Source organism: Tenacibaculum sp. Bg11-29, from assembly GCF_002836595.1.
In the GTDB taxonomy this organism is placed as follows: Bacteria; Bacteroidota; Bacteroidia; order Flavobacteriales; family Flavobacteriaceae; genus Polaribacter.
This window is the reverse complement of sequence record NZ_PJBB01000003.1, coordinates 1,746,498-1,772,133: the sequence shown is the minus strand read 5'-3', so window position 1 is coordinate 1,772,133 and position 25,636 is coordinate 1,746,498. Positions and strand designations below refer to the sequence as shown.

Sequence of the window (25,636 nt, the reverse complement as noted above, 5' to 3'; positions counted from 1 at the left end):
CTCAGTTTTTATTAATCTATTCTTGTTTTTACAAACCATTTAATATCATTTAAAGATAAACTCATTCTAATATTAAAATAGTTTTCTTTTACTAAACTATTATTGGTTGTTCCTTTTTGCCCGTATTCAAATCCAATATTTACATTCGATAATTGTCTTGGCAATGGCAATCCTAATCCAACATTTATGCCAAAGTCTTTAACTTTAGTAAAATCATTACCAGCTTTTACTAGTAGTCCTGTATCTTCAAAACGTAAACCAGCCCTATAAGTAACTCTATCCCAGTAACTTGATATAGAATTCATCTTCGGAAGATAATAACCTCCTATTGAAAATTTACTTGAATCATCATATTTGTAAGTTCCTCCATTAGATATTAGTGAATTATTTGTACTTAATGCACTTTGAAATTGCTGATTAACTCCTACATACCATTTATTTTCTTTTCCTAAACCAAAACCGAAAATACTTTTCACAGGCATATTTATATCTCCATTAACTGTTCTATTAAATAATTCATCTCTTGGAACTTCATTTCCTGTTGATAATGATAATGAATACATTTTTTCGTTTCCTTTTGCAGAAAAATCACTTTGTAAAGTAATTGAAGCCCCTGTATGTAATTGCAACTTATTTTTTAACTCTCTGTTATATTGCGCTCCTAATTTAAATTGACCTCCTTTAATGTTAATCGTCTCCTCGTGCTTAGTAGCCAAAACAACATCTGTTCTTTGATTTAAAACACTATTTTCTAAATTACCAAAAACAAAACCAGCTTCTACACCTAAAGAAAGCCCTTTAGCAGCATACATACCAAAACTAGCATATATCTTATTAGTTCCTCCTTCTCCACTAAACAAAGTAATATTACTTGTATTTTCGTTATCCAACAAAGAATAACCTACTGATGAAAATGGTTGTAATCCTATTGATAAACCAGCCTTACTACCTATAGGAAATCCTAAGGATATATAACGCAAATTTGTTGACTTACCTGATTGAGAAGTATTCCCTTCTTTAAGAGTTAAAAAATTTAAACTTCCTCCAATAGCATAAGTTGCTGCTCTTAAGTTTGCATTTGCAGCAGGGTTTGTAAAATTTAAATGATATGTATCTTTTAAAGCGACACCAATACCTCCCATAGAAGCTTGTTCTACGGTTAAAGATTCAAAATTTTCTCCAATTCCAAAGTAAGAATAAGGTGATGCACTATTTTTTTGCGCTGTTATTGCTATTGTACTAAATACAAATACTCCTAATATAAACTTCTTAATCATTCGCTAAATTGTATGTCAAAACTGTATGTAATCCTTCCAAAACAAAATTTGGATGGGCAAATATGCCACTTTTTAATTGTTTAGCCAAGAAATATGTGTCTCCTCCTGTTAAAACTATTGTTAAATCCTTATACTTAGACTTATATTGATTAATAACCCCCGCTATTTCATTACATACACCGTTTATAACTCCAGAGTGTATTGACGTATTTGTATTAACTCCGATAAAACTAGAAATTTCTTTTGTTTCTAACAATGGTAATTTTGATGTAAAGCTATTTAATGCTTTATATCTCATTACTATCCCTGGTGATATTGCTCCTCCTAGATACTCTTTTTCTTTATTAACAAAATCAAAAGTCATACAAGTACCTGCATCAATAACTAAAACATTTTTATTTGGGTATTTTATTATTGCTGCTGAAATCAATGCTATTCGATCAACTCCTAATGTTTTTGGTGATTCGTATAAATTATTAAAAGGAACTTTAGTTTCACTATTCAGGAATATTGGATTCAATAAACGAACTAATTCTTGCTGCGTTTTATCTGAAAAAGTTACCACAGAAGAGATAATGGAAGCCGAAACAGAAAAATTATTCATTATTTTTTTTAATTCTGGTATAATTTTTAACCTCTTAAAAGTGAAAACTTCTTTAATTCTATTTAATTCAAAAACAGCTACTTTAACTCTAGTATTACCTACATCGATAATTAAATTCATATCTATATTTCTTAAAAAATCAAATTTACGTTACATTTTTTTAATAAAAATGTTTTGTATAATTAAAAATCCATTGTATATTTGCATCCGCTTAACGAAAGTAGCAAACTGGTGCCTTAGCTCAGTTGGTAGAGCAAAGGACTGAAAATCCTTGTGTCCCTGGTTCGATTCCTGGAGGCACCACAATAAAACTATTAATACTAGTTCTATTTGTTACTTTTAAAAAGCATTAATTGGTGCCTTAGCTCAGTTGGTAGAGCAAAGGACTGAAAATCCTTGTGTCCCTGGTTCGATTCCTGGAGGCACCACCATCAAAACTCGAACTTATGTTCGAGTTTTGTTTTTTATATCAGTTTATTAAATACAGAAAAGGAGCTATTATTTTAAATAATAGCTCCTTTTCTGTATTTAACTTAAAATATTATTTCAATTTAAACTTCATTTCTATAGGTAAATGATCAGAAGCTTGACCAAAATCGTTTAACACCCTACCATTTACATATTCGATTGACTTCTCTGTGTAAAAAATATAATCTATTCGCTCATATAAGTCTTTTGTATCAAAAGTATTTTCTGGATCATCAATATTAAAAGCTGCGTTTCCTATTCCATCTTCCTTAAGTAATTTTTGCACAACAGCATCTTTATCTCTTGCTTTTGAATTAAAATCGCCTAGTAATATTGTTGGATACTTGTTTTTGTACTCATTAAAAACTTTTAGAACATACTCAAACTGACGAGCACGTGTAGCTTTATCAAAAGCTTCTAAATGAATATTTATTACAATTACTTCTTTCCCCTCTAACACAACCTTAACAACCTGCAATAAGCGCTCTAAGTATAATGCATCTCTATAAAAAGGATTATCTGGTACTCGTTCTAAAACAATACGTTCGTAATCTTTTAATTTATATTTACTTAATATTGATTGGCCTGAAATAATTTTTCCGAAATGCATACTTGGTGGCCAATAAGGAAATGGCACATATCGTTCATCCCAATTTACACCTCTTGCAGCATAATTATATCCTAATTTCATAAATTCTTTTTCTTGATCTACTTCATAAGATCTCGATGCATTGTAATCAATCTCTTGAAATGCAATAATATCTGGATTCACCTTCTTAAGTTCTTCTTCTACTTTCTTTAAATTACCTTCAAATAATTTTTTTGATTTTGCTACGGGTAAATTATTTGTCATTCCACTTAAATAACCAACATTATAAGTAACAATACTATATACTGAATCATTATTTACTTTTACATAATTCTCATTTTCTACTAATTTAGAATACTCCGCTTCATTCATTGTTGGAGATGATGCCCAGAAAAAAAAGATTAAAACTGCTACTAAAATAAAAACTAGAAACTTCAATAAAAAGCCAATTATATTTTTCATAAAAAAATTAAAAAAATGTTAAAACTACTTTCAAATTTAAACTTTTTTAAATAAGCATAGTCATAGATGTATAAATAAAAACTTAAATATTATAAAAATGAAAAAAATAATAGCAGTATTAATTTTAGCAGTTGGTTTTACAGTAACAACTCAGGCACAAAAAGGAAAAAGAAATAAATTAGAAAAATTAACGGTAAAACAACAAACAGAATTAGCAGTTAAAAAAATGACTTTACAGTTAGATTTAACGACTACTCAACAACGTGAAATAAAACCTTTATTAGCTGAGAAAATTACACAACGTAAAATTATGCACGAAAAAAGGAAAGCCATGAAAGAGAACGGTGAAAAGCGAGTGAGATTATCTGCTGACGAACGTTTTAAAAGAGAAAGCAAAATACTTGATAACAAAATTGCTTTTAAAGCTGAAATGAAGCGCGTATTAAATAAGCAACAATATGAACGCTTTGAAAAAATGAGTGCTCGAAAAACACATAAAGCTAAAAAAAGAATGAAAAAAAAAAAACATAGAAAAGATTCTAAACAATAATAGTAATGGATTGATTTTGATTGAAACCTCAGTTTTGAAAACAAAACTGAGGTTTCTTATTTTATTCCTCTTCTTTAAACCAGCTTGAGTATTTCACATAATTATTAGCTATTCTATCTATTTCTCCTGAAATTAATTTTTTTGAAATATCTTTCACTTTTTTAGCAGGAACACCTGCATATATACTTCCGCTTTCTATCCTGGTATTTTTTGTTACTACTGCACCAGCAGCTACAATTGAATTTGACTCTACTACACAATCATCCATAATTATACTCCCCATACCTATTAAAACATTGTCATGTATTGTACAGCCATGAACTAATGCATTATGCCCTATAGATACGTTATTCCCAATCGTAGTAGGTGATTTTTGATAGGTTGCATGAATCACTGCACCGTCTTGAATATTCACCTTATTACCTATTTTAATGTAATGCACATCACCTCTTATGACTGTATTAAACCATACACTACATTCTTTACCCATTTGTACATCACCAACAATTGTTGCATTTTCTGCCACATAACAATCATCTGGAATTTGTGGTGACTTTCCGTTTACTGCTTTTATAATTTTCATCTGTTTATTACTATTTAAAATAAGATAATAAGTTTGCTTTCTTTGAAGAAGAAACCAGCACCTCTTTTCCGTTTGATAAGATTACGCTTCCTCCTTTTCCTTTTTTATATTTTACTACTTCGTTTACATTTACTAAATACGATTTATGAACCCTAGCAAAGGAACTTTCTTTTAAAAGGTCTTCAAAATGCTTTAATGTTTTACTTACCAACTTTTTAGTATTCTTAAAGTAAATTTCAGTATAGTTATCATCAGCCTTACAAAAAAGGATATCACTTATAGTAATAACCTCAAAACCGTCTTGTTGCGGAATTGTTATTTTACTTAAGCCCACACTACTTTTAGGCGTTAAAACAATATTTTCTAATTCTTTTTCTTTTTCTTTTATTTCTGTAACCAAACTTACCCCCTTAATTAATTCATCTATTGAAATTGGCTTTAACAAATAGTAAGTTGCTTGATTATTTAAAGCTTCAATCGCATAATGATCATAAGCGGTTACAAAAATGGTTTCAAATGTTTGAATCTCAATTTTTTCCAGCAAATCAAACCCACTTCCATAAGGCATTTCAACATCTAAAAACACCAAATCTAATTCGTTTTCTTCTATTAATTTTTGTCCCTCTTCAATATTACTTGCTTCTCCTAACAATTGAACAGTAGGACAGTATTTTGATATATAATTTCGTAAAATATCTCTACCAATAGCTTCATCTTCAATTATGATTGCTTTTAACTTCATAATTAATTTTTCTTTAAAATAAGTTCAACTTTAGTTCCGCTTCCATCTTCAAAAACATCAGAAACTGAAACCTTTATTTTTTCTTTATACATATTATTTAAAATAGCTATTCGATTTTGAATAGTACTCATTCCTTTCGACTTTTGTTTTAATTGATGTTTTGTTTTTATTTCTACAGATTTCTTACGCCCAACTCCATCATCTTGTACGCTAATTAGAATTGAATCAGCTGTTTTTTGGAATATAGCAATAGTTAAATTTCCTTTTTCCTTTTTATATCGAAGCCCATGCCAAATAGCATTTTCTATATATGGTTGCAATAACATAGGTGGTATGGAATAACTATTTAATTTAATTTGCTCATCTACAGATATACTATAATCAAACTTATCTTTAAATCGATTATGTTCTAATTTAACATACAATTCTAATAATTCAATTTCTTTTACTAGCGGAATAAAATCTTCATCTGAGTTCTCTAATACTGATCTCATTAAAACTGAAAATTCTGACAAATACCTATTAGCACTACGCTCATCATTAACTGCTATAAAATTATTAACTGAATTTAAAGCATTGAAAATAAAATGTGGATTCATTTGCGAACGCATCGATTTTAATGCCAATAAATTATTTGCCAATTTTTGTTGTTTATTCGTTCTAAACATAAAATAAGCCAATAAACTCATTAATACACAACCTGCAATAAGTGAATAAATAATGATTTTTTGCTGTTTGTTGCTTTCCTTAATTAATTGTTGATCTTTATAAGCTAAACTTATTTTACTATCTGTTAATTGTTTATCCTTTTCTAAACTTGTAATTCTACTTTGACTTTCTGATATTTTTTTCCCAAAACGTTTTACTTGCTGTATTTCTTGTTCCTTTTTAGAATACAATGTATCTACTAATTTCACAAAATCTTGATATGTTTCTAACGCCTTTGTATAATCTCCAACAGTAGCATAAACTTCTGAAAGTTTACGTGTTGCATCTTTCTCAATAATTAAATCTTCATTTTTATTAGCATCCTTTATACTCTTCTTTAAAAAAGGAATTGCTTCACTATATGATTCTTTTTGAATATATGCTGTTCCTATTTTATAATTAATCTTTTGAGAGGTTATTGAATCTACTAGTGATTCTTTCTCATCAACTTCCATAATAATATCATCAGCCTCTTCTAAACTCTCTTTACGTAATTTTATTTCTTCATCATATCTTGCTGATTTATTATAAAAATCAGCCACTTTTTGTTGTTCTTTTAAAGACCTTTTTTGATTTTCTTTTGATGCTAATTTTAATGAGTTTTTAAAATACCCATCAGCTTTTTGAACATTTCCTTGTGCTGCAAAAACCTGTGCTAACTTCGAATTTAAATCTGTTACCTTAGGGGTTACCTGATTACTTTTTGATATTTTTAAGGCTTTGCTGTAACTATCTTTTGCCTTTTTATAACTTTTTAAAGCCATAAAAACGTCTCCCAAACCTTCATGTGCTTTTAACTTTTCGTAATCACTTAACCTACTTTTTAAACTTTCTTGATAACTACCTTCACTTTCAGTATACTTTTTTAATAAAAATTGTGATTTAGCCAGTAGTAACCTAACACTTGAAGTTGAATTTTCTTTTAAAGAAATTTTATAATTCTCAACAGCCAAATCATATTGTTTCCAATAAAAATAAACATCTCCTAACTCCTTGTAAGTAATAGCTCTTCTATTTTTAGATGAAGCGTTTAATAGCATTTTTTCAATAGCTGCTAAGCTTTTATTAATGTCTTTTTTCTTGTAAAATTTTACTGAATCTAAATATTTAGGATATGAATCTTTTTTCTTTTGACGGTAAGAGCTAAATTTAGATACTCGCTTCTGTGTAAAGTCTTGTACTAAAACCTTAACATCTTCATTATCTTTAATTGTATAAAAAATAGTTTCAAAACCATCATGAGATACGACTAACTGATTTCCTGCTTTTGCTTTTACGATATACTTTCTATCTATATTAGAAAACTTAAAAACACGACCATTTACCTCTACAAGTGCATCTTTAATTGGTTGACTCGTATTATTATCAATAACTTCTACTTTCACAAAAAACTCTTGCCCCATTTCTTTAAAGTCTTGGGAGAAAACTGAAGAAAAGGCTAGTAAAAATACCGTTAATACTATTTTTAAAAAATTGTTCATATTTTATTTATTACTGTAAACATACATACAATAAATGAGTTCAGAAAATAGCTCTTCTTAAAAATCACGACTATTAAACACTTAAAAACAGCTCTCACTCATTTTACGAACAACTTTACTCATTCAACCTACCCGTTTCCTCATTATTGATTTTTTAAAAAGAAAGTTGGTAGTAGTTTTGATACCATAAATAACAAGATATGAAAGCAATACAAATTATAATCATTCTATTTTTATCATCTACAATTTTTGGTCAAACTATAAAAGACAATACTCCATTTATTGAAGTTACAGGAAAAGTTGAACTAGAGATAAGTCCAGATGAAATCTATTTAGATATTTCTTTAAAAGAAAGCATTAAAAATGGAAAAAAAACAACATTAGATAAGTTAGAAGATTGCTTAAAAGAAGAGTTAGAGATTATTGGAATACCTAAAGAGTGTTTATTTATTTCTGATATTAACTCGGTAATTGCTAAAACAGGATGGTGGACAAAAGAAATATTATCTACTGGTAAATATTCATTAAAAATAACCAGTCCAAAAAAACTTAAAGAAGCTTTTAAAATTTTTAAAAAACTTAAAATTACAGATGTTCGTATTACAAAAGCAACACATTCTAAATTAGATTTTTATAAAAAGAAAAATAGAATTGCAGCAATTAAAGCCGCAAAAGAAAAAGCTGACTATTTATTAAACGCAATAAATGCCAACACAGGAAAGCCTTTAAAAATAAATGAAACAAACCACGATTTACAAAATTTCGCACAATTAAACTATGTAAATAATTCACCTAACAGATACGAAAGCAGTATTTCAAAATCATATAAGAAAGGTATAGTTCAGTTTGAAAATATTAAACTAACGTCTTCTATCTATGTAATTTTTGAAATAAAATAAAACATTAAATACATTAATAACATAAAACAATAAATTATGAAAACTTATATATTAAAAGCACTATTCATTTTTACTATTCTAATTACTAAAATTGGATATTCAACTAATTCTGAAAACAAAACAAAAAAACAAACAACTAAAGTAGCTTTATTACTAGATACCAGCAGTAGTATGAGTGGGCTTATTAACCAAGCAAAAGCGCAATTATGGGAAATCATTAACGAATTATCGCACGCAAAATGTAATGGAGAAACACCAAAATTAGAAATTGCGTTATATGAATATGGTAACGACAAACTTTCTTCTAGTGAAGGTTATATTCGCCAAGCATTACAGTTTACCAGTAATTTAGATGATGTTTCAGAGCATTTATTCTCTTTAACTACTAATGGGGGAAGTGAATTCTGCGGACAAGTAATTCAAACGTCTATAAATGAATTAGAATGGGGAGGCAATAACAGTGATTTAAAAATGATTTTTATTGCAGGAAACGAACCTTTTACACAAGGTAAATTAAACTACAAAGATGCTATTACCAACGCTAAAGAAAAAGATATAACTGTTAACACTATTTTTTGTGGAGATTACAATCAAGGTGTTTCTGGGATGTGGCAAGATGGAGCTGTTTATGGTGGTGGAGATTATATGACTATTAATCATAATAAAAACATTGTTCATATTGTAACTCCTTATGACAGCAACATTCTTATTTTAAATAAAAAACTAAACAAAACATACATTCATTACGGAAATTCGGGGCATTCAAAATACAGTAATCAAGCAAAACAAGATGCTAATGCAGCAACTTTAGATGAAGTTGTAATTGTAAAACGTGCTATTAGTAAAAGCTCTAAACTATATAAAAATACTGAATGGGATTTGGTAGATGCTTCAGAAGAAAAAGAAATTGATTATAACACTTTAAAGAAAAAACAGTTACCTAAAAACTTACAAACTAAATCATCTAAAGAAATAAAAAAATATGTCGATGCTAAACGTAAAGAACGAATAGAGATTCAAGGTAAAATTCAAGAATTAAATAAAAAAAGAAAACAATACGTTACTAAGAAACAAAAAGAAAGTTCTAACAAAAATGAATTAGAAAGTGTAATGATTAAAGCGATAAAAAAACAAGCTAGAAAGAAAAAATATTCTTGGTAAAATTAAGCTATTAAAACTTCGTCATTACGAGCTAAGTAAATTAACATTCTTAATCGGGGGCACTTTTAAGTTAAAACTTCTCGTAATGACTTTTTTAATACTTAAAAATTACAACTTATAAATAGTATAAAAAAAGCTCGGGATTAATTTAATCCCGAGCTTTTTTTTTATTTTAATAACAAATCTTGTCCAACACTAATTTCATTCGTATTCAATCCATTTGCTCTTTTTAAATTCGCAACAGATATATTATGCCTTCTTGCTATTGAATACAACGTATCTCCCTTTTGTACTTTATAAGATTTAACCTTAATCTGGTTACCCTTATTTAGTTTTCTAGCGCCCATCCTGTCATAAACAGTCAAATTATATTTTTTAATAATCGTTATCAGTTTTTGCGGATACCTCTTATCAGTTGCATAACCAGCACGCCTTAAACCATAAGCCCAATCTTTATAATTCTGGTTTCCTAATTTAAATAAACTAGCATAGCGTTTTCTTGAAATTAAAAACTGCGAATGATCTTCATATGATGTTTCAGGGTATTTATACTTTCTAAAGCACTCCCCTTTTTCATCATCATCATGCGTAACACTTTTACCTTTCCATCCTTTATGACATTTTATACCAAAGTGATTGTTTGATCTTATTGCCAACTTACTTCTTCCACTACCCGATTCTAATACTCCTTGCGCTAAAGTTATACTTGCAGGAATGTTATGCTCATGCATTTTTTTAACAGCAATACGTGCAAATTTCTGAATGTATGCTACCGTATGATTTGAATTTGTTTTTAACGGTTTTTCTATTTGTTCTAATTGTGGTAACTCAGGATATACTTCTTCCTTTTCTTGAAGTACCACTTTTTTATGACTTCTATTTACTACATTTTTATTTGAACCACAGCTCACTATAAAAACAGCGCATGTTACTATATAAAAAACTAATCTTATTCTCATTAAACGTTTATTAAATCTTTATTTTTATTCTTTAACTTTTCATTTACTCCTGCAATCCCTTGTAAACCTCCTGTATGAATTACTAAAACTTTAGAATTTTCAGGAAACTCATTTCTTGCTATTTTATCTAAAATACCAAACATCATTTTTCCGGTATATATTGGATCTACCGAAAGCCCTGTTTGCTCTTTTAATTCATTTATAAAACGAATTAAATCCGTATTATATTTTCCATAACCTCCAAAATGGTACGTAGTATCTAAACACCAATTATCCTTTTTTGTTGCTAATTGCTGAATCTCTTTTGTTAGAAAATCACCTTTTAAAGCTGGGAATCCAATAATATTTTGATGTGTTTTTGCTGAATTTATTAAACCTGAAATTGTTCCTCCAGTTCCTATTGCGCAACAAATATAATCGAATTTATTATCTTCCTCAATTAAGATTTCTTCACAACCTTTTATCGCTAAATCATTAGTTCCTCCTTCTGGTACTAAATAAAAATCACCAAACTCTTCTTTTAATTCATTAATAAAATATTCAGAAGTTTTGTTTCTATATTTTTCTCTCGATACAAACTTAAACTGCATTCCACTTTTATTAGCTTCTCTTAGTGTTGCATTACTTGCTAATGTTTTGGCTACGTCTTTACCCAACTCATCTCCTCGAATAATTCCAATGGTTTTAAAACCAGATAAACTACCTGCTACAGCCGTTGCAACAATATGATTAGAAAACGCACCTCCAAAGGTTAACAATGTTTTTTTTTGTAAACTTTTAGCCTTTGCAATATTATATTTAAGTTTTCTAAATTTATTACCCGAAACAAACGGGTGAATTTCATCTTCTCTTTTTACAAACAGTGCCACTTTTTTTTCTTCTAAAATGGGAAGAAATATTTGTTCATTTTTTGTAACAAAAACTTGATTAAAAAAAGAATTATCAATAGTATTCAAGGTAGAAATTTTGTTTCGGTAAAAATACTAGAATTTTAAATGAATTAGCGATTATTCTAAACTTGATTTTCTAACAAAAAAACACGAACTTGGCTACGTATCCTTAGTTTATTACAAGACTAACAAATAACAATAATTAAAATAAATTCATATTCTTAAAACATGGATAATAAATTTAACATTGCAGTACTTATTGATGGTGATAATGCCCAACCAAAGTTACTAAAAGAGATAATTGAAGAAGTTTCTAAATATGGTAAAGCAACCATACGAAGAATATATGGTGATTGGACTAGCCAGCAAATGAATAGTTGGAAGGCAATTATTAACCAACATTCTATAAGTCCGATTCAAAAATTTTCTTACACTACTGGAAAAAACTCAACAGATGGTTCTTTAATAATAGATGCTATGGACATTTTACACGGAAAAAACATTGAAGGTTTTTGCATTGTTTCTAGTGACAGTGATTATACAGGACTTGCAAAAAGAATTAGAGAGCAAGGATTATTTGTAATGGGTATTGGCGAGAAAAAAACACCTGAAGCATTTGTAAAGTCGTGTGAAGTTTTCACTTATACCGAAAATATAAAAGACGAACAAAATGAAATAACAAAACTTAAATCAACAAAAGAAACAGCTAACAAGAAAGTTAAAGAGATAATAGAGAAAGTTAAATTATCTAAAGAAGATTTAAAAACAATAGATAAAGCTTTTGATATTTCAACTAACGAAGAAGAAAACGCCTACATTTCAACTTTAGGTGTAAATATTAGAAAAATAGATCCCAGTTTTGACCCAAGAAGTTATGGTTTTAAAAACCTCACTAAACTTTTTGAAAACATCGATAAATTTGAAGTTATAAAAAACGAAGTTCGTGGATTAAATCATCCTTTATTACGAATGAAATAAAAACACATTTAATGTAATTAACCTTTTCAAGGTTAACTTTTTAACAAAAAAATACAGATTTTAATTCTAAAAAAACGAAACTATATCCTTAATGTTGTAAAATATTAAAAACAACCTTAGATTTAAAAAATAAATTGTACAATTGATCTTAGTTTCCTTACTTAACATAGCAATATTACAAGGTATAGTTTTAGGTGCTATTCTTTTACGATCACCTTTTTTCAAAAATGAGACTAATAAATATTTGGCCTATGCTATTTTTACGCTTTCTATTTCTTTATTAAATTTTGTTCTTGACGAAACAGCAGCGTATATTTCTTATCCGCTTTTACGCTTTTTTGACATTATAGATTCAGCACTTTTATTTCCTGTTTTTATTTTTTTATATGTCAGTTATCAAGTTAATCATCAACTAAAATATTCTAAAAAATCATATTGCTTATTTCTTCCTTTTATACTCTCAATTATCTATAGTATAGCAGACGAATGTATCTCAGAAAATATACCTGTTAACAACTTCAATACGTTAACATTTATTAACAATCTGTTTGGTTTTATTATCTTTCTAATTACATTGTTCTTTATTCCCTTTATTTTATTTAAGACACTTAAATCCATTAAGTTTTCAACTAATAATCAAGAAAAAAAATGGCTAACATACTTGTGGCTTTTTGAAGTGTTTTTTTTAACATCGTGGTTAATTACTATTATTTTGAGTTTGTTTATTGAATCTGAAATATCCAACGCAATGCATATAATAGCTTTATTTACTACATTACTAATTCATTGGGTAGCTTACTTTGGAGTCTATAAATTTAAATTAGCCAACGATCAGCAAAAAATTAGACTCATACTTAATCTTAGAAACCAAAAAAAAACTTCTGTACCAATCTCTAAAACAACACAATTAAAACAAAAAGAACATTCAAAATCACCAGAATACAATAGCTATTTTAAAAAACTTGAGCTTCTTTGCGCTAATCAAAAAATTTATAGAGACAACACTTTAGATAGAAATAAAATAGCAGAAATGCTTGGAATTAGCCCGAGTTACATCTCACAAATCGTAAATTCAAGCACAGGTAATAATTTTACTACTTACATTAATCACTATCGTGTAGAAGATGTTAAACAGTTTATTTTAGACAAGGAATTTGAAAACTACAGTTTATTAGCAATTGGCTTAGAGTCTGGTTTTTCTTCAAAAACAACCTATTACAATTCTTTCAAAAAAATAACAAGTATAACACCAAATGCCTACCGAAAAAATCATCAGTAGGCATTTATGTATAATATATAAGTATTAAAACTTTAAAAACTAGAAACCTGTTCTTCTATTTTTTCCCAATCGCTCATTAAATTTTCAAGAGAAGCTTTTTTAGCTTTGTATTTTTCAAAGAAATTTGGTCGAGAAGAAACTTCATCATAGTTATTTGCCAACTCTAAATCTATTTTAGCAATTTCAGCTTCTAAATCAGCAATATCACGTTCAGTTTTAGAAAGTTTATTCTTAAGTTTTTTTAACTCTTTTTCTTGTTCTCTAGATAATTGATGTGCTTCTTTTTTATCCGTAGGTTTTTCAACTTTAACAACCGTTCTTTTCTCAGCCTCTCTAAGATTTTCCATTTTATGTTGTTCTAAGAAATAATCAATATCTCCTAAATACTCTTTAATTACTTTGTCTTTAAACCCATAAACTGTTGATGTTAAGCCTTGTAAAAAATCTCTATCATGAGAAACAACAATTAGCGTTCCATCAAAGTTTTTTAATGCCGTTTTTAATACAGTTTTAGAGGCAATATCTAAGTGATTTGTTGGCTCATCCATTACCAACACATTAAATGGTGATAGTAATAATTTACACAATGCTAAACGATTACGCTCTCCACCTGATAATATTTTCGCCTTTTTATCTACAGCATCTCCACCAAATAAAAATGACCCTAACATATCTCTAACACGCATTCTGTTACCATCTGAAGCTGCATCTTCCATAATTTCTAAAACAGTCTTTTCTGGCGGTAATTCTTCTGATTGGTTTTGTGCAAAATATCCAATCTCTACATTGTGCCCTAATTTTAGGTTTCCTATAAACGGAATTTCTCCTACCATCATTTTTGCTAACGTAGATTTTCCTTGACCATTTTGACCTACAAATGCGATTTTGCTATTACGCTCAATCATTAAGTCGACATCTTCTAAAACGTGCTTATCTCCGTAGCTTTTACATAAACCATCAGCTTCAACAATAATTTTACCTGGCTCTTTAGAAATGTTAAAACGAACATTCATTGCCGCATTATCATCTCCATCAACTTCAATAATCTGAACTTTATCAAGTTGCTTCATTAACGATTGCGCCATCGAAGCCTTACTTGCTTTTGCCTTAAATTTATTTATTAAGTGTTGCTTTTGCTTAATCTCTTTTTCTTGATTCTTTTGTGCTTGTAGCTGCTTTTCTTTAATTTCAGCTCTTAATACCAAAAACTGAGAATATGGTTTTTTATAATCATATATCTGACCCAAAGAAATTTCTATAGTCCTATTAGTTACATTATCTAAAAACATTTTATCGTGCGAAACTAACACAATTGCTCCTGAATACGATTTTAAAAAATTTTCTAACCAAATAATCGATTCAATATCTAAGTGATTCGTTGGCTCATCTAATAGTAAAATATCATTATCCTGTAATAATAACTTTGCTAATTCAATACGCATTCTCCAACCTCCAGAAAAAGTATTCGTTAATTTATCAAAATCTTCACGTTGAAAACCTAAACCTTGTAAAATTTTCTCAGTATCTCCTTGGTAATTGTATCCTCCTAAAAGTTCATAACGTTCAGTAAGGTCTGTTAGATCTACAATTAACTGGCTATATTCTTCACTTTCATAATCAGTTCTTGTAGCTAATTGATTGTTAATATGATCTAACTTTAACTCAATTTCTTTTATTTCAACAAAAGCTTGATACGCTTCTTCTAAAATAGTTCTTCCCTCTACAAAATCTATATCCTGACGTAAGAATCCCATACGAATATCTTTATCGAAAGCCATGGTACCACCACTGGTTTCAATATCTTTAGAAAGCACTTTTAATAGTGTAGATTTACCTGCACCGTTCTTACCTATCAAACCGATTCTATCCCCCTTGTTTAACTTAAATGTGATTCCTGAAAACAAATCAGATCCCATAAAAGAAACCGATAAATTGTGTACGTTTAACATATTTTTTTGCGTAATTTTGAACGACGCAAAGCTACTTAAATTATGATTAATAAAGGAACAAAGTTATATAGTGTTTTAAAAGGTAAATGTCCTCGTTGTCACGAAGGTGAATTCTTTAAACATAGCGTTACAATTAATCCAAAAAAAATCACGAAACTATATGATAATTGTCCAAAATGTAATTTAAAATACATGATGGAGCCTTCTTTTTTCTTTGGTGCTATGTATGTAAACTACGCCATAGCTGTAGCCTTATTTGTAGGAGTTTTTATTATTGCTAAAATGCTTTTTGGTTTAACCATATTACAAAGTTTTATAGCAATCGTAGTTGTTTCTTTCTTATTAACTCCTTTTAGCTTACGCCTATCTAGAATAATCTGGATAAATATGTTTATTAGTTTTCGTAAAGATTCTACCTTAAAAGAATAATTAAGCATCAAATCGTTTAATATCTATTTCCTTATCTAATTCTTCTCCATTTTCTAAATGGTTGAAAAGATTTTTAGCTATCGTTGGTCCAATCATAACCCCACGAGTTCCTAATCCATTTAAGACAATTAATGCTTTGTGATCAGGGTGTATACCTACCATAGGTCTCCTATCATTTACTGTTGGTCTAATTCCTGCTGTATGATCTGTTACCGTATAAGGAACAGTAATTACTTTTTTAAGTTTATCTTCTAATTCTTTTCTTGCTTCTTCTGTTGGATTACATGTTTTATCCGTCCAATTAAAGGTAGCACCGACTTTATATAAATCATTTCCTAAAGGCATTACAAAAGCACTAGATTTTAATAAAAAATCTATATTTAAATCAGGAGCATGTATTGTTATTGTTTCTCCTTTTGCTTCATTTAATGGTAAATGATTAAAGAATGGATTTTCAGTGATACCAAATCCTTCACTAAAAACAATTTTACTTGCATTTATATTTTTATAATTAACACCATCATCTGTGATATTTAATTCTGTATAATTAAATGTCTCTGAGATTAATATACCTGATTTATCAATATATTCTCTATATGATCTAACTAATAAAGCAGTATCTATTCTTCCAGTACCTGTAAGCTCTCCAAAACCCAATTCACCAATAACACCATCAATTTTTTCTTTACTTACAACTGGATTCATGTAATGAGATAAAGTTGGCTTATCTAAAGCTAAAAACCAATTATTCTCATCTCCAACGCTACTAAACGCCTTTTTAATTGAAAATTTATAATCTAGTTTTACGTTTAGCTTTTTTTCTAAGCTTTTATAGAAAGGTTCTGACGTTACTATTTGCTGATGCGCATTCCAAACAGCATTAAAACGCTTTAAAATTACAGGGTTATAGACACCTCCTGCAACTATAGATGAAGTTTGAGAATTATTTTCAAAAATAACAAATGATTTTTTTGCATTTAATAACTCTTCTGCAAAAGCAATTCCTGCTAAACCTAAACCTACTATAATATAATCTACGTTAGTTTTCATGGCCCAAAAGTAATATTTATTACAATAAAAAAGAGCTTGCAAAGCAAGCTCTTTTAAATCTTTTTATGAATATGATAATTAATAATTCCACATATCCATTTCTCTGTCACGTATTCCTTCTTTAACTCTATCAGCTTCTAATAATTGAAATAATGAATTACCTCGAACATAATCTTTAATAGATCTATCTCCATAAATATTTTCTTCTTTCATTATTGTCGAAGTAAATCTTCTAGCATTTAACAAGTTATCGTACGATAATGGTTGTGCAGAATTTATTGGATTAAATACTTTAGATGAATGTAACGTTTTTCTTGCATCTGGAAAAAATACCCAGAACAGTTCGTAAACAGCCTCTTTATCATCAATTTCTTCAACTCCCAATGTTTGAACATCAGGTCCCATTGGCGCTAAAGCCAACATACGGTACTTTAATTCTCCACCTCGTTTATCGAAATACCAAAGACCTTTAATTAAATACCCTTTAATATCAGTAGATTGAACAGAATAAGGATCCATGTTACCATAACCGTCATCACGCTCGTTATATGTTAATTGTTTAATTTGTTCCATTCCGATCTTAGTAGTAAAATAAGAATCACTATATACTTCTTTTATTTCACCTTTTTGAATACCTTTTAACAATGTATCAAATAACGAACGACGTGTTAAACCTGCATTTGTGGTATCAATTGGATAATAATAAGGTAAATTAATTTTTTGATTTAAATCAACGTATTCCCATACTACTTTAGACCATAACACATCTCTATCACTAATATAGCCATAAGGAAGTGGTTTGTCATCTTCTGAAGCAATTTGAGCTTCAGATTTAAACCCTATCTCTTCTACCTTCTTAGAATTTAAAAGGTTAGCTTGTGCACTTGCAGTACTTATAGTAGCAAGAGCAAATAAAACCATATAAAAACGCATCCAATTCATACTTTAAATTTTTTACTTATTAATTTGTAATTTCGATACTAACTGGTAATACTTTTCTAATCTTATAATTAGAACCAGAAACCGATGCTTTAATATCATAAATAGTAATTACATCATTTCTTCTAGCTTTACCTAGTGCTTGTTTTGCTCTAGCTGATAAAGTTCTACCATTAACAGGTATTGTTACCTGACCTGGCACTTTAATCTTAAAACTATGTACATTTAATTTTAAATCGAATAAAAAATCTGGTAAACCAGCAGCAACGCTAATTCTAGCTAAACTTGCTTTAGGCATTTTTACTGTACCATACTGACCTCTCACCATACCTACAGCTGGTGGTATGTCTTTAATTCTGTATTTTTTTGGTGTACTAATTTTACCTCCTCCTGGTAACGTTGCAGATACTCTAATAGTTACCTCACTTCCTTTACCTGGATACATTGCATATCTATCACCTTTAACTCTTTTTAAACCTGGTGCAGATGCAGAAACTTTATTTCCTGAAACTCCTGGTACAGATATTGTTAACGGGTTAGATAAACCACGATATACTACATTCATTTTATCAGCAGATACAACTGCTTGATTTGGCTTAGGAATTACTGAATAACCTCCTAATATAGGAATTGTAACTAAAGAATCATTTTCCATAAATTGGAATTCTCCTTTTAATTCTTTATCTCCTACTGTACCAGCTGGTCCATCTAAAATAACTTGTCCTGCTTGAATTTTGTCAGCTGGCATTTCTTCTCCGTTAAGAATAACTTTCTCAGCTGTTAAATTAGGGTCATTTTTTCCTAAAACGATTTTACCTGATAATTTCTCACCTGGGTAATATGCGTTTTTCTCAAAAACTACCATTGCTTCGTAATTCTTTAAAGATACTGCACTTTCTAATTCACCCTGTAATAAAGCGGTTAATGCATCAGCCTCAGTAGTTTTAATATCTGCCTGAATTTGTGTTAACTTAGTTAGTGATGCTATTAAAGGAAAACCTTCATAGTTGTATTTTAACCAGTCTATTTTTTTTCCGTCTTTATTCGTAACATCATTAGTACTAAAACGAGCTGAAACTACACTAGATAATTCTGACTCACCTAAAACACCTAAAGACTCTTCTCTAAATTGATTTACTTTGTCTACAAATTCTTTACCTTTTGGTGTAATTTTTCCGCTAGCGAAAAAATATTGATCTAAAAAACCAGACTTATCCATAGACTCATAAGCTTTCTTATCTTCTATTTCAGTAGTCATTTGAGTTTTTAAATCTCCGATATATGCAAAAAATTCATCTGCCATACCTCTAAGCTTATCAGTTTTCACTTTAGCTTCACCATATTGCTTTGCTTGCTCAGATGCTTTTAATGCTAAAATTTCATATGATGCATTATTTTTCTCGGTAGCTCTAGTATTAGATTCCGATAATTTCTCATTCATTAATCCAAATGCTGATAGAACTTCTTTACTCATGTTCATCGCTAACATCGAAATGAATACAAGGTACATTAAGTTTACCATCCTTTGCCTTGGTGACTGTTTTCCTCCTGCCATCTTAAATTAGTTTGTTTAGTTAATAAAAATTAGATAAACTAATTGATTATTTAGTTGACATAGCTGTTAACATTCCACCATATACTCCATTTAAAGAAGATAAGTTTGTTGCTAATGATTCCATTTGCTCTTGTAAACGTGTTGTATTTTCAACTAAAGCAGAGTTTATATCAGCTTGTTTCCCTGCGCTTTCAACTTGCGTAGCATACAATCCGTTTAAAGATTCTAATTTAGCAGCTGCCATTGACATTTGCTCGTTATATTGGTTTGTTGAAGATACAGTTGCCGATGTTGCAGTTAATCCTTCTGCTGCACCTTGGAAATTTTTAATACTATCTCCTAAACTAGAGATTAAAGTAGAATCTAACTTCGCTTCTTTTAAAATATCATCTAATTTTTGAGATAACATACTTTGTGCATCCTGTGGCGCTTCAATTCCACCTTTTTTCCCTGTAGATTCGCTTCCTGCTAATTCTGGATATACTTTTGACCAATCTAATTCTTCTTCAATAGGTTCAAATGCTGATATAGCAAAAATAATTGCTTCTACAACTAAACCTAATGTTAACATCACACCCCCTGTTAAAGGTCCGATTTTAAAGTGCATGATTTTAAATAAAGCTCCAAGTATTACTACTGATGCTCCTAAACCATAAGCCATGTTAAAAATTTTCTTAGTTGATTTTGATTGTGCCATTTTCTTTTATTTTTAGGGGATTAATATTTATTCTTAATTTACTTATTTATTTTTACTTGTACCTAGGAAATCTTGTACTGTTCTAAATCCAATGTAACTTCTTGCTGTATCTGCATATTCCCAATCACGAGAACTTACTTCTAGAAAATAAGCTACATCTTTCCATGAACCTCCACGGATAATTTTTCTACGATTTTCTTTTATCTCAACGTTAGGATTCATTGTTGACCCCATATAGTAAGACATTTGATTGTATGCTGTATTTGTCCATTCTGATACATTACCAGCCATATTAAACAAACCATATTCGTTTGGATTATAAGATTCTGCCTCAACAGTATATAATGCTCCATCAGCGGCATAATCTCCACGTACTGGTTTAAAGTTTGCTAAAAAGCAACCTCTATCACTTGTTGTACTTGGTCCACCCCAAGGGTATTTACCGAAATTTAAACCTCCACGAGCTGCATATTCCCATTCTGCTTCAGTTGGTAATCTAAATGAAGGAACTAATCCTAATTTTTTCTTAGATCGTTGGAAATTGTTTTTAGTTTGTGTTCTCCAATGACAAAAAGCCTTTGCTTGGTTCCAAGTAACTCCAACTACAGGGTAGTTTTCATAAGCCTTATGTGCAAAATACTCTTGATGCATTGGGTCATTATATGAGTAATTAAAATCCTTAATCCACACTGTGGTATCAGGGTATACATTAATTACTTCATCTTTCATAAAGTCTTTTCTATTTTTCCCTGTCTTAGCTGCTTGCTCATTATCAAACCAATAATATCTGTAGTTTAATAATTTTGTATTAAAGGTTCTTATTCCATTTAAAGACTCTTCTTTTTTAAGATATAAAGAATCCATTACTTCAACATAATCAGTATCAGGATATTCTTGTTGAACCCAAACAAGCTCTTCTTGCCAGTTTAATGGCTTTAAAGAATCTAGTCCTTCACCTAATTCATAATAGTTTTCACGCATATACTTTGCATATGGTGATTCGTTTACAGTATCTTTTGAAGCGAATGCATATAATTGAATACCTGATGCATTCTTACCTGCATTTGCTACATCATCTTCTCCTCCTCCAGAAAACTCAGCTTGATATGCTAATTTTGTTCTTGTTATAGAGTCTCTTACCCAAAAAACAAATTGCTTATACTCACTATTAGTAATTTCAGATTCATCCATATAAAATGGTTGTACTGTAACTGTTTTTGTTGGCGCGTTCATTGCCCCTAAAGGATCTTCATCTTGTTTTCCCATGGTAAACGAACCTCCAGGTATCTTAGCCATTCCATACGGTTTTTCTGCAAACCATTTTCTTTTTGACTTTTCTCCTATCAACTCACCTCTATCACCACTTGAACCACAAGCGTAAATTAGAGATATTAATAATGCAAACACTGTTATTTTTTTCATATTATTCTTTCTTATAAAAAGAGGGCGTAAACCTATTATTTTTTTCATTAAAAAACAATTACCTGATATATTTTTTTTAAAACTAAAAATTAATACACTATTATACAAGCTTTTGTAATGCTTTAAACCATCTATCTGGCATCTTATGCTTTAATGCTTGCTCATAATCTCTATAGTTACAAGGTATTAACGCATGTCTTTTGTGTTTATTATTCGAGATTAAATTTATTTCCATCCACCAACGACCACTTTTATCACTTTTATAAAAATTTATAGGATCATCATCACTTAAAAGTACCGTAAATTTCTGGTAACTTTCTTTTGTTACAAATGGATAATCTTTAGCCCTAGCATTAACACCTTCAATAAAATACCATATAACTTGAGCTATTAAACTTGCTGTTTGATAATTTGAATCGAACCTGCTACTATATTCATAGACACCAAAAGAAGTAACTTTGTCACTTATTCCTGCATATCTTGCTATCGCACAAATATCTTCTCCATAAAAACCATTAGGAGAAGCATTGTTATTTGCTGGGGCTTCACTTTGCCTCACACAACCAATATCTATACTAACTAGATCAGCATCTCTCATTATTGGTTCGACTAAAGTTACATCTTTTACTTCACCTAACCTAAAGGTATCAAAATATAATTTGTCTAACAAATCTATTTCTTCTTGTGAATTAAAATAAGTTTGGTAGCCTATATTACTATAATTAAACAAATTATTAGGCTGCTCCATAATAACTTTACTTAAAAATGAATTAGAAGATAACTCATCATCTATAGCGCCTAAATCAAAACGACTATCCACTGACACTAAATTTACAGTTTGTTCCAAAGAATCATATCCACGATAATTAGCATAAGTAATATCTTGACTACCTCCAATTATAACCGGAATTATTTTTCTTTTCAGTAAGTATTCAATTGTGTTTTGTACCGCAAAGTAAGTATCTTTAAGTGTACTTCCTTGCTCTATATTTCCTAAATCGGCTATTTTAGTATTCCAATTCCCAGGAAATAGTTCATATAGTTTTTCACGAATGTAATGCAGCTCTTCTCCACAACCTTCGTTGTTTTGAGCACCTCTACCATCTTTCACTCCTAAAATAGCAATATCCACTTCTGATAAATCAGGAAAGCCATTTTCTTCTGTATGTATATCAATATTTTGACCTAACGAAGAAACTGGTTGCGACATTAAATGCACAACCGTAGTATTTTTTATAGGGGTAAAAAAACTGAAATTCATCTTTAAAAGGGGATATTAAAGTGTTTGCAATATAGTAAACTATTTTTCTTCTGAAAGCAACTTTATTTCTTTTTTGTAACTTTCTTTTTAACTGTTTTCTTTTTTACAACTTTCTTCTTAGCTACTTTCTTTTTAGGTGTTTTAGCTTCAATTAACTTAACAGCCTCTTCTTTTGTCATTTTTTCAATTTCTGTAGTCTTAGGTAATTCAACCTTAATCTTACCTTTAATCACATTAAAACGACCCCAACGTGCTTTTTCTACCCTAATTTCAACATCTTCCCAATTATGAAGTACTTTATCTATTTCCTTTTGTTTTTTCGCTTCTATTAATTCAATAATATCATCATCAGAAAGATTATCAAAATCGTATTTCTTATTTACATTAATAAAAATTGAATTCCATTTTAAGAAAGGGCCAAAACGACCAACTCCTTTTTGTACAGGTAAATCTTCGTAATGATAAATTGGTGCATCTGCTTTTTGCTTTACTACAATTAACTCTTCAGCTCTCGCTAAATCAACCTCCATTGGGTTCTCACCTTTATCTAAAGAAACAAACATAGCTCCAAAACGAATATAAGGTCCGAAACGCCCATTAGAAACAATTACTTCTTCATCTTGAAAAGAGCCTAAAGTTTTTGGAAGCAAGAATAACTCTAAAGCTTCTTCCATCGTAATTGTACCTAAATGCTGATCTTTATTTAAACTTGCGAATACTTTTTCTTCATCTTCGGGGGCTCCAATTTGCGCTATTGGTCCGAATTTACCTAAACGAACTAAAACTGTTTTACCAGATTCTGGATGCTTCCCTAAAATACGCTCACCACTTTCTCTTTCAGCATTCTCCTGAACATCTGCTACTGTTTTATGAAAATCACCATAGAAGCCTTTTATCATTTCTATCCAATCTTCATCTCCTTCTGAAATATCATCAAAAGATGATTCTACTTTTGCAGTAAATCCAAAATCCAAAATGTTTGAAAAATTTGCAACTAAAAAATCGTTTACTATATTTCCTATATCTGTAGGAATTAATTTATTTTTATTTGATCCTGTTTTTTCAGTTAAAATCTGATTTTTTACAGCTCCTGCTGACAAAATCATTTGCTCATAACTTCTCTCTACACCTTCATCTTCCCCTTTTTCTACATAACCTCTTCTTTGAACTGTAGAAATTGTTGGTGCATAGGTAGATGGTCTACCAATACCTAATTCTTCTAATTGCTTTACCAAAGATGCTTCTGTAAAACGGTAAGGTGGACTTGTAAATCTTTGAGTTGCATTTATAAAAGTATACTCTAAATTCTCTCCAACTTTTAAATTTGGAAGCATTCCTGCTTGTTCTTCATCTTCATTATCATTTCCTTCTAAATACACTTTTAAGAAACCTTCAAACTTAATCATCTCACCATTTGCCGTGAATATTTTTGAGTTTTCAGAGTTTTCTATCTTAAAATTAGTTCTCTCTAATTGAGCATCACTCATTTGAGAAGCTAACGTTCTTTTCCAAATTAAATCATACAATCTATTTTGATCATACTCGCTATTAATAGAATGCATTTTCATGCTTGTAGGACGAATTGCTTCATGGGCCTCTTGAGCACCTTTTGCCTTCGTTTTAAAAACACGTTGCTTACTATATTCTGCTCCGTAATAATTAGTAATTTCTTCTTCAGCAGCATTTCTAGCATCTACAGATAAGTTTACACTATCTGTTCTCATATAAGTAATTAAACCTGCTTCATATAAACGCTGTGCAACTTGCATTGTTTTGGCAACAGGAAAACCTAATTTCCTAGATGCTTCTTGTTGTAATGTTGACGTTGTAAATGGTGCTGCTGGTGATTTTTTCGCTGGCTTTTTTGTTAATTCTGCTATTGAAAAATTAGCTTCTGCACACGACTTTAAGAAATCTTCTGCAGATTTTTTAGAGTCGAAGTTTTTTGGAATCGTAGCTTTAAAAGTTTTTCCTTCATTATTAGAAAACTCAGCAATTACTTTATAATGTGTTTCAGATGTAAATCCCTGAACACTTCTTTCTTTTTCAACAATTAATCTTACAGCAACAGATTGAACTCTACCTGCTGATAAACCTCCTTTTACTTTACGCCATAAAACTGGAGATAATTCATACCCAACAAGCCTATCTAAAACTCTACGTGCTTGTTGTGCATTTACCATATTGTAGTCTATATCTCTTGGATTTTCGACTGCTTTTAAAATGGCATTTTTTGTAATTTCATGAAAAACAATACGTTTTGTATTCTCATCCTTTAATTTTAGTTGCTCTTTTAAGTGCCATGCAATTGCTTCTCCTTCTCGATCCTCATCACTCGCTAACCAAACAGTTTCTGCTTTTTTAGCTAAAGCTCTTAACTTTTTAACAACTGGCTTTTTATCATCAGAAACAATATACTTCGGACTAAAATCTCCATCAACATCAATTCCTAACTCTTTAGATGGTAAATCTGCAATATGACCATAACTAGACTCTACTTGAAAATCTTTGCCTAAAAACTTTTCAATCGTTTTTGCCTTTGCAGGTGACTCAACTATAACTAAATTTTTTGCCATATCTCTCTTCAATTATCTTTTTCACATCATATAAATAATGATGCTTTTCAATTTGCAAAAGTAGAATCTTTTTTTTAAAAAAAAATTATTTGTTACACTTTACGCATAAAAACTATAATTATTTGATA

22 protein-coding genes and 2 tRNA genes are annotated in these 25,636 nt (G+C 29.8%); 8 read left to right on the top strand and 16 right to left on the bottom strand.

Annotation, left to right across the window (positions count from 1 at the left end; translation table 11 throughout):
• Positions 1–11: 11 nt before the first annotated feature.
• Positions 12–1,277: a hypothetical protein gene (locus tag CXF68_RS08005; RefSeq protein ID WP_101043861.1), complete on the bottom strand. Its 1,266-nt coding sequence runs from the start codon at positions 1,275–1,277 to the stop codon at positions 12–14.
• Complete coding sequence (locus tag CXF68_RS08000; protein WP_101043860.1) at positions 1,270–2,001, bottom strand: type III pantothenate kinase; 732 nt, start codon at positions 1,999–2,001, stop codon at positions 1,270–1,272. The genes CXF68_RS08005 and CXF68_RS08000 overlap by 8 nt, the downstream gene beginning before the upstream one ends.
• Before the next feature lie 110 nt (positions 2,002–2,111).
• Here CXF68_RS08000 and CXF68_RS07995 point away from each other — a divergent pair.
• Together CXF68_RS07995 and CXF68_RS07990 are read left to right on the top strand one after the other, a co-directional pair.
• Positions 2,112–2,184: transfer RNA gene (locus CXF68_RS07995), tRNA-Phe, on the top strand.
• Positions 2,185–2,236: 52 nt separating this feature from the next.
• Positions 2,237–2,312, top strand: a tRNA-Phe gene (locus tag CXF68_RS07990).
• Between the two features lie 110 nt (positions 2,313–2,422).
• Here CXF68_RS07990 and CXF68_RS07985 read toward each other — a convergent pair.
• Positions 2,423–3,400 (bottom strand): endonuclease/exonuclease/phosphatase family protein, encoded by a 978-nt coding sequence (locus CXF68_RS07985; RefSeq protein WP_101043859.1) that lies wholly within the window; start codon positions 3,398–3,400, stop codon positions 2,423–2,425.
• Positions 3,401–3,497: 97 nt separating this feature from the next.
• On the opposite strand from CXF68_RS07985, the gene CXF68_RS07980 reads away from it, so the two are divergent.
• Entirely contained in the window at positions 3,498–3,950 is a 453-nt protein-coding gene (locus CXF68_RS07980; protein ID WP_101043858.1) for a hypothetical protein, read from the top strand.
• Between the two features lie 61 nt (positions 3,951–4,011).
• Here the strand turns inward: CXF68_RS07980 and CXF68_RS07975 are convergent, their stop codons facing one another.
• The 3 genes from CXF68_RS07975 to CXF68_RS07965 are packed head-to-tail and all read right to left on the bottom strand — an operon-like array spanning position 4,012 to position 7,464.
• Complete coding sequence (locus tag CXF68_RS07975) at positions 4,012–4,533, bottom strand: gamma carbonic anhydrase family protein (protein WP_101043857.1); 522 nt, start codon at positions 4,531–4,533, stop codon at positions 4,012–4,014.
• A gap of 10 nt (positions 4,534–4,543) precedes the next feature.
• On the bottom strand, positions 4,544–5,275 hold the full coding sequence (locus tag CXF68_RS07970; RefSeq protein WP_101043856.1) for a LytTR family DNA-binding domain-containing protein: 732 nt from the start codon (positions 5,273–5,275) through the stop codon (positions 4,544–4,546).
• A gap of 2 nt (positions 5,276–5,277) precedes the next feature.
• Positions 5,278–7,464: a histidine kinase gene (locus CXF68_RS07965; protein WP_101043855.1), complete on the bottom strand. Its 2,187-nt coding sequence runs from the start codon at positions 7,462–7,464 to the stop codon at positions 5,278–5,280.
• A 200-nt stretch (positions 7,465–7,664) separates the two neighbouring features.
• On the opposite strand from CXF68_RS07965, the gene CXF68_RS07960 reads away from it, so the two are divergent.
• Together CXF68_RS07960 and CXF68_RS07955 are read left to right on the top strand one after the other, a co-directional pair.
• Positions 7,665–8,363 (top strand): SIMPL domain-containing protein, encoded by a 699-nt coding sequence (locus CXF68_RS07960; RefSeq protein ID WP_101043854.1) that lies wholly within the window; start codon positions 7,665–7,667, stop codon positions 8,361–8,363.
• Between the two features lie 36 nt (positions 8,364–8,399).
• Entirely contained in the window at positions 8,400–9,524 is a 1,125-nt protein-coding gene (locus CXF68_RS07955) for a vWA domain-containing protein (protein WP_101043853.1), read from the top strand.
• Positions 9,525–9,691: 167 nt separating this feature from the next.
• Here CXF68_RS07955 and CXF68_RS07950 read toward each other — a convergent pair whose 3' ends face one another.
• The gene (locus CXF68_RS07950; protein ID WP_101043852.1) at positions 9,692–10,483 is read right to left on the bottom strand and encodes a glucosaminidase domain-containing protein; all 792 of its coding nucleotides are present in this window, start codon (positions 10,481–10,483) and stop codon (positions 9,692–9,694) included.
• Positions 10,483–11,439 (bottom strand): 1-aminocyclopropane-1-carboxylate deaminase/D-cysteine desulfhydrase, encoded by a 957-nt coding sequence (locus CXF68_RS07945; RefSeq protein WP_101043851.1) that lies wholly within the window; start codon positions 11,437–11,439, stop codon positions 10,483–10,485. Before CXF68_RS07945 ends, CXF68_RS07950 begins: the two co-directional genes overlap by 1 nt.
• A 162-nt stretch (positions 11,440–11,601) precedes the next feature.
• Between CXF68_RS07945 and CXF68_RS07940 the strand changes: the two genes are divergently transcribed.
• Together CXF68_RS07940 and CXF68_RS07935 are read left to right on the top strand one after the other, a co-directional pair.
• A complete protein-coding gene (locus CXF68_RS07940) occupies positions 11,602–12,351 on the top strand; it encodes an NYN domain-containing protein (protein WP_101043850.1) in 750 nt (249 codons plus the stop codon).
• A 142-nt stretch (positions 12,352–12,493) separates the two neighbouring features.
• Positions 12,494–13,630 carry a helix-turn-helix domain-containing protein gene (locus CXF68_RS07935; RefSeq protein ID WP_101043849.1) on the top strand — a complete coding sequence of 379 codons (1,137 nt, stop codon included), beginning with the start codon at positions 12,494–12,496 and terminating at the stop codon, positions 13,628–13,630.
• A gap of 32 nt (positions 13,631–13,662) precedes the next feature.
• Here the strand turns inward: CXF68_RS07935 and CXF68_RS07930 are convergent, their stop codons facing one another.
• On the bottom strand, positions 13,663–15,579 hold the full coding sequence (locus tag CXF68_RS07930; RefSeq protein ID WP_101043848.1) for an ABC-F family ATP-binding cassette domain-containing protein: 1,917 nt from the start codon (positions 15,577–15,579) through the stop codon (positions 13,663–13,665).
• Positions 15,580–15,621: 42 nt separating this feature from the next.
• On the opposite strand from CXF68_RS07930, the gene CXF68_RS07925 reads away from it, so the two are divergent.
• On the top strand, positions 15,622–16,008 hold the full coding sequence (locus tag CXF68_RS07925) for a DUF983 domain-containing protein (protein ID WP_101043847.1): 387 nt from the start codon (positions 15,622–15,624) through the stop codon (positions 16,006–16,008).
• Here CXF68_RS07925 and CXF68_RS07920 read toward each other — a convergent pair whose 3' ends face one another.
• From CXF68_RS07920 to topA, 7 genes are all read right to left on the bottom strand, one after another.
• A complete protein-coding gene (locus CXF68_RS07920; protein ID WP_101043846.1) occupies positions 16,009–17,058 on the bottom strand; it encodes an FAD-binding oxidoreductase in 1,050 nt (349 codons plus the stop codon).
• Positions 17,059–17,136: 78 nt separating this feature from the next.
• Positions 17,137–18,000 (bottom strand): gliding motility protein GldN, encoded by an 864-nt coding sequence (gene gldN, locus CXF68_RS07915; protein ID WP_101043845.1) that lies wholly within the window; start codon positions 17,998–18,000, stop codon positions 17,137–17,139.
• 19 nt (positions 18,001–18,019) lie between these two features.
• On the bottom strand, positions 18,020–19,552 hold the full coding sequence (gene gldM / locus CXF68_RS07910) for a gliding motility protein GldM (protein WP_101043844.1): 1,533 nt from the start codon (positions 19,550–19,552) through the stop codon (positions 18,020–18,022).
• A 46-nt stretch (positions 19,553–19,598) separates the two neighbouring features.
• The gene (gene gldL / locus CXF68_RS07905; RefSeq protein ID WP_101043843.1) at positions 19,599–20,249 is read right to left on the bottom strand and encodes a gliding motility protein GldL; all 651 of its coding nucleotides are present in this window, start codon (positions 20,247–20,249) and stop codon (positions 19,599–19,601) included.
• A 42-nt stretch (positions 20,250–20,291) separates the two neighbouring features.
• Positions 20,292–21,671: a gliding motility lipoprotein GldK gene (gene gldK, locus CXF68_RS07900; protein ID WP_101047412.1), complete on the bottom strand. Its 1,380-nt coding sequence runs from the start codon at positions 21,669–21,671 to the stop codon at positions 20,292–20,294.
• 100 nt (positions 21,672–21,771) lie between these two features.
• On the bottom strand, positions 21,772–22,932 hold the full coding sequence (locus tag CXF68_RS07895) for a formimidoylglutamase (RefSeq protein ID WP_101043842.1): 1,161 nt from the start codon (positions 22,930–22,932) through the stop codon (positions 21,772–21,774).
• Between the two features lie 62 nt (positions 22,933–22,994).
• Complete coding sequence (topA, locus tag CXF68_RS07890) at positions 22,995–25,508, bottom strand: type I DNA topoisomerase (RefSeq protein ID WP_101043841.1); 2,514 nt, start codon at positions 25,506–25,508, stop codon at positions 22,995–22,997.
• Positions 25,509–25,636 lie beyond the last annotated feature (128 nt).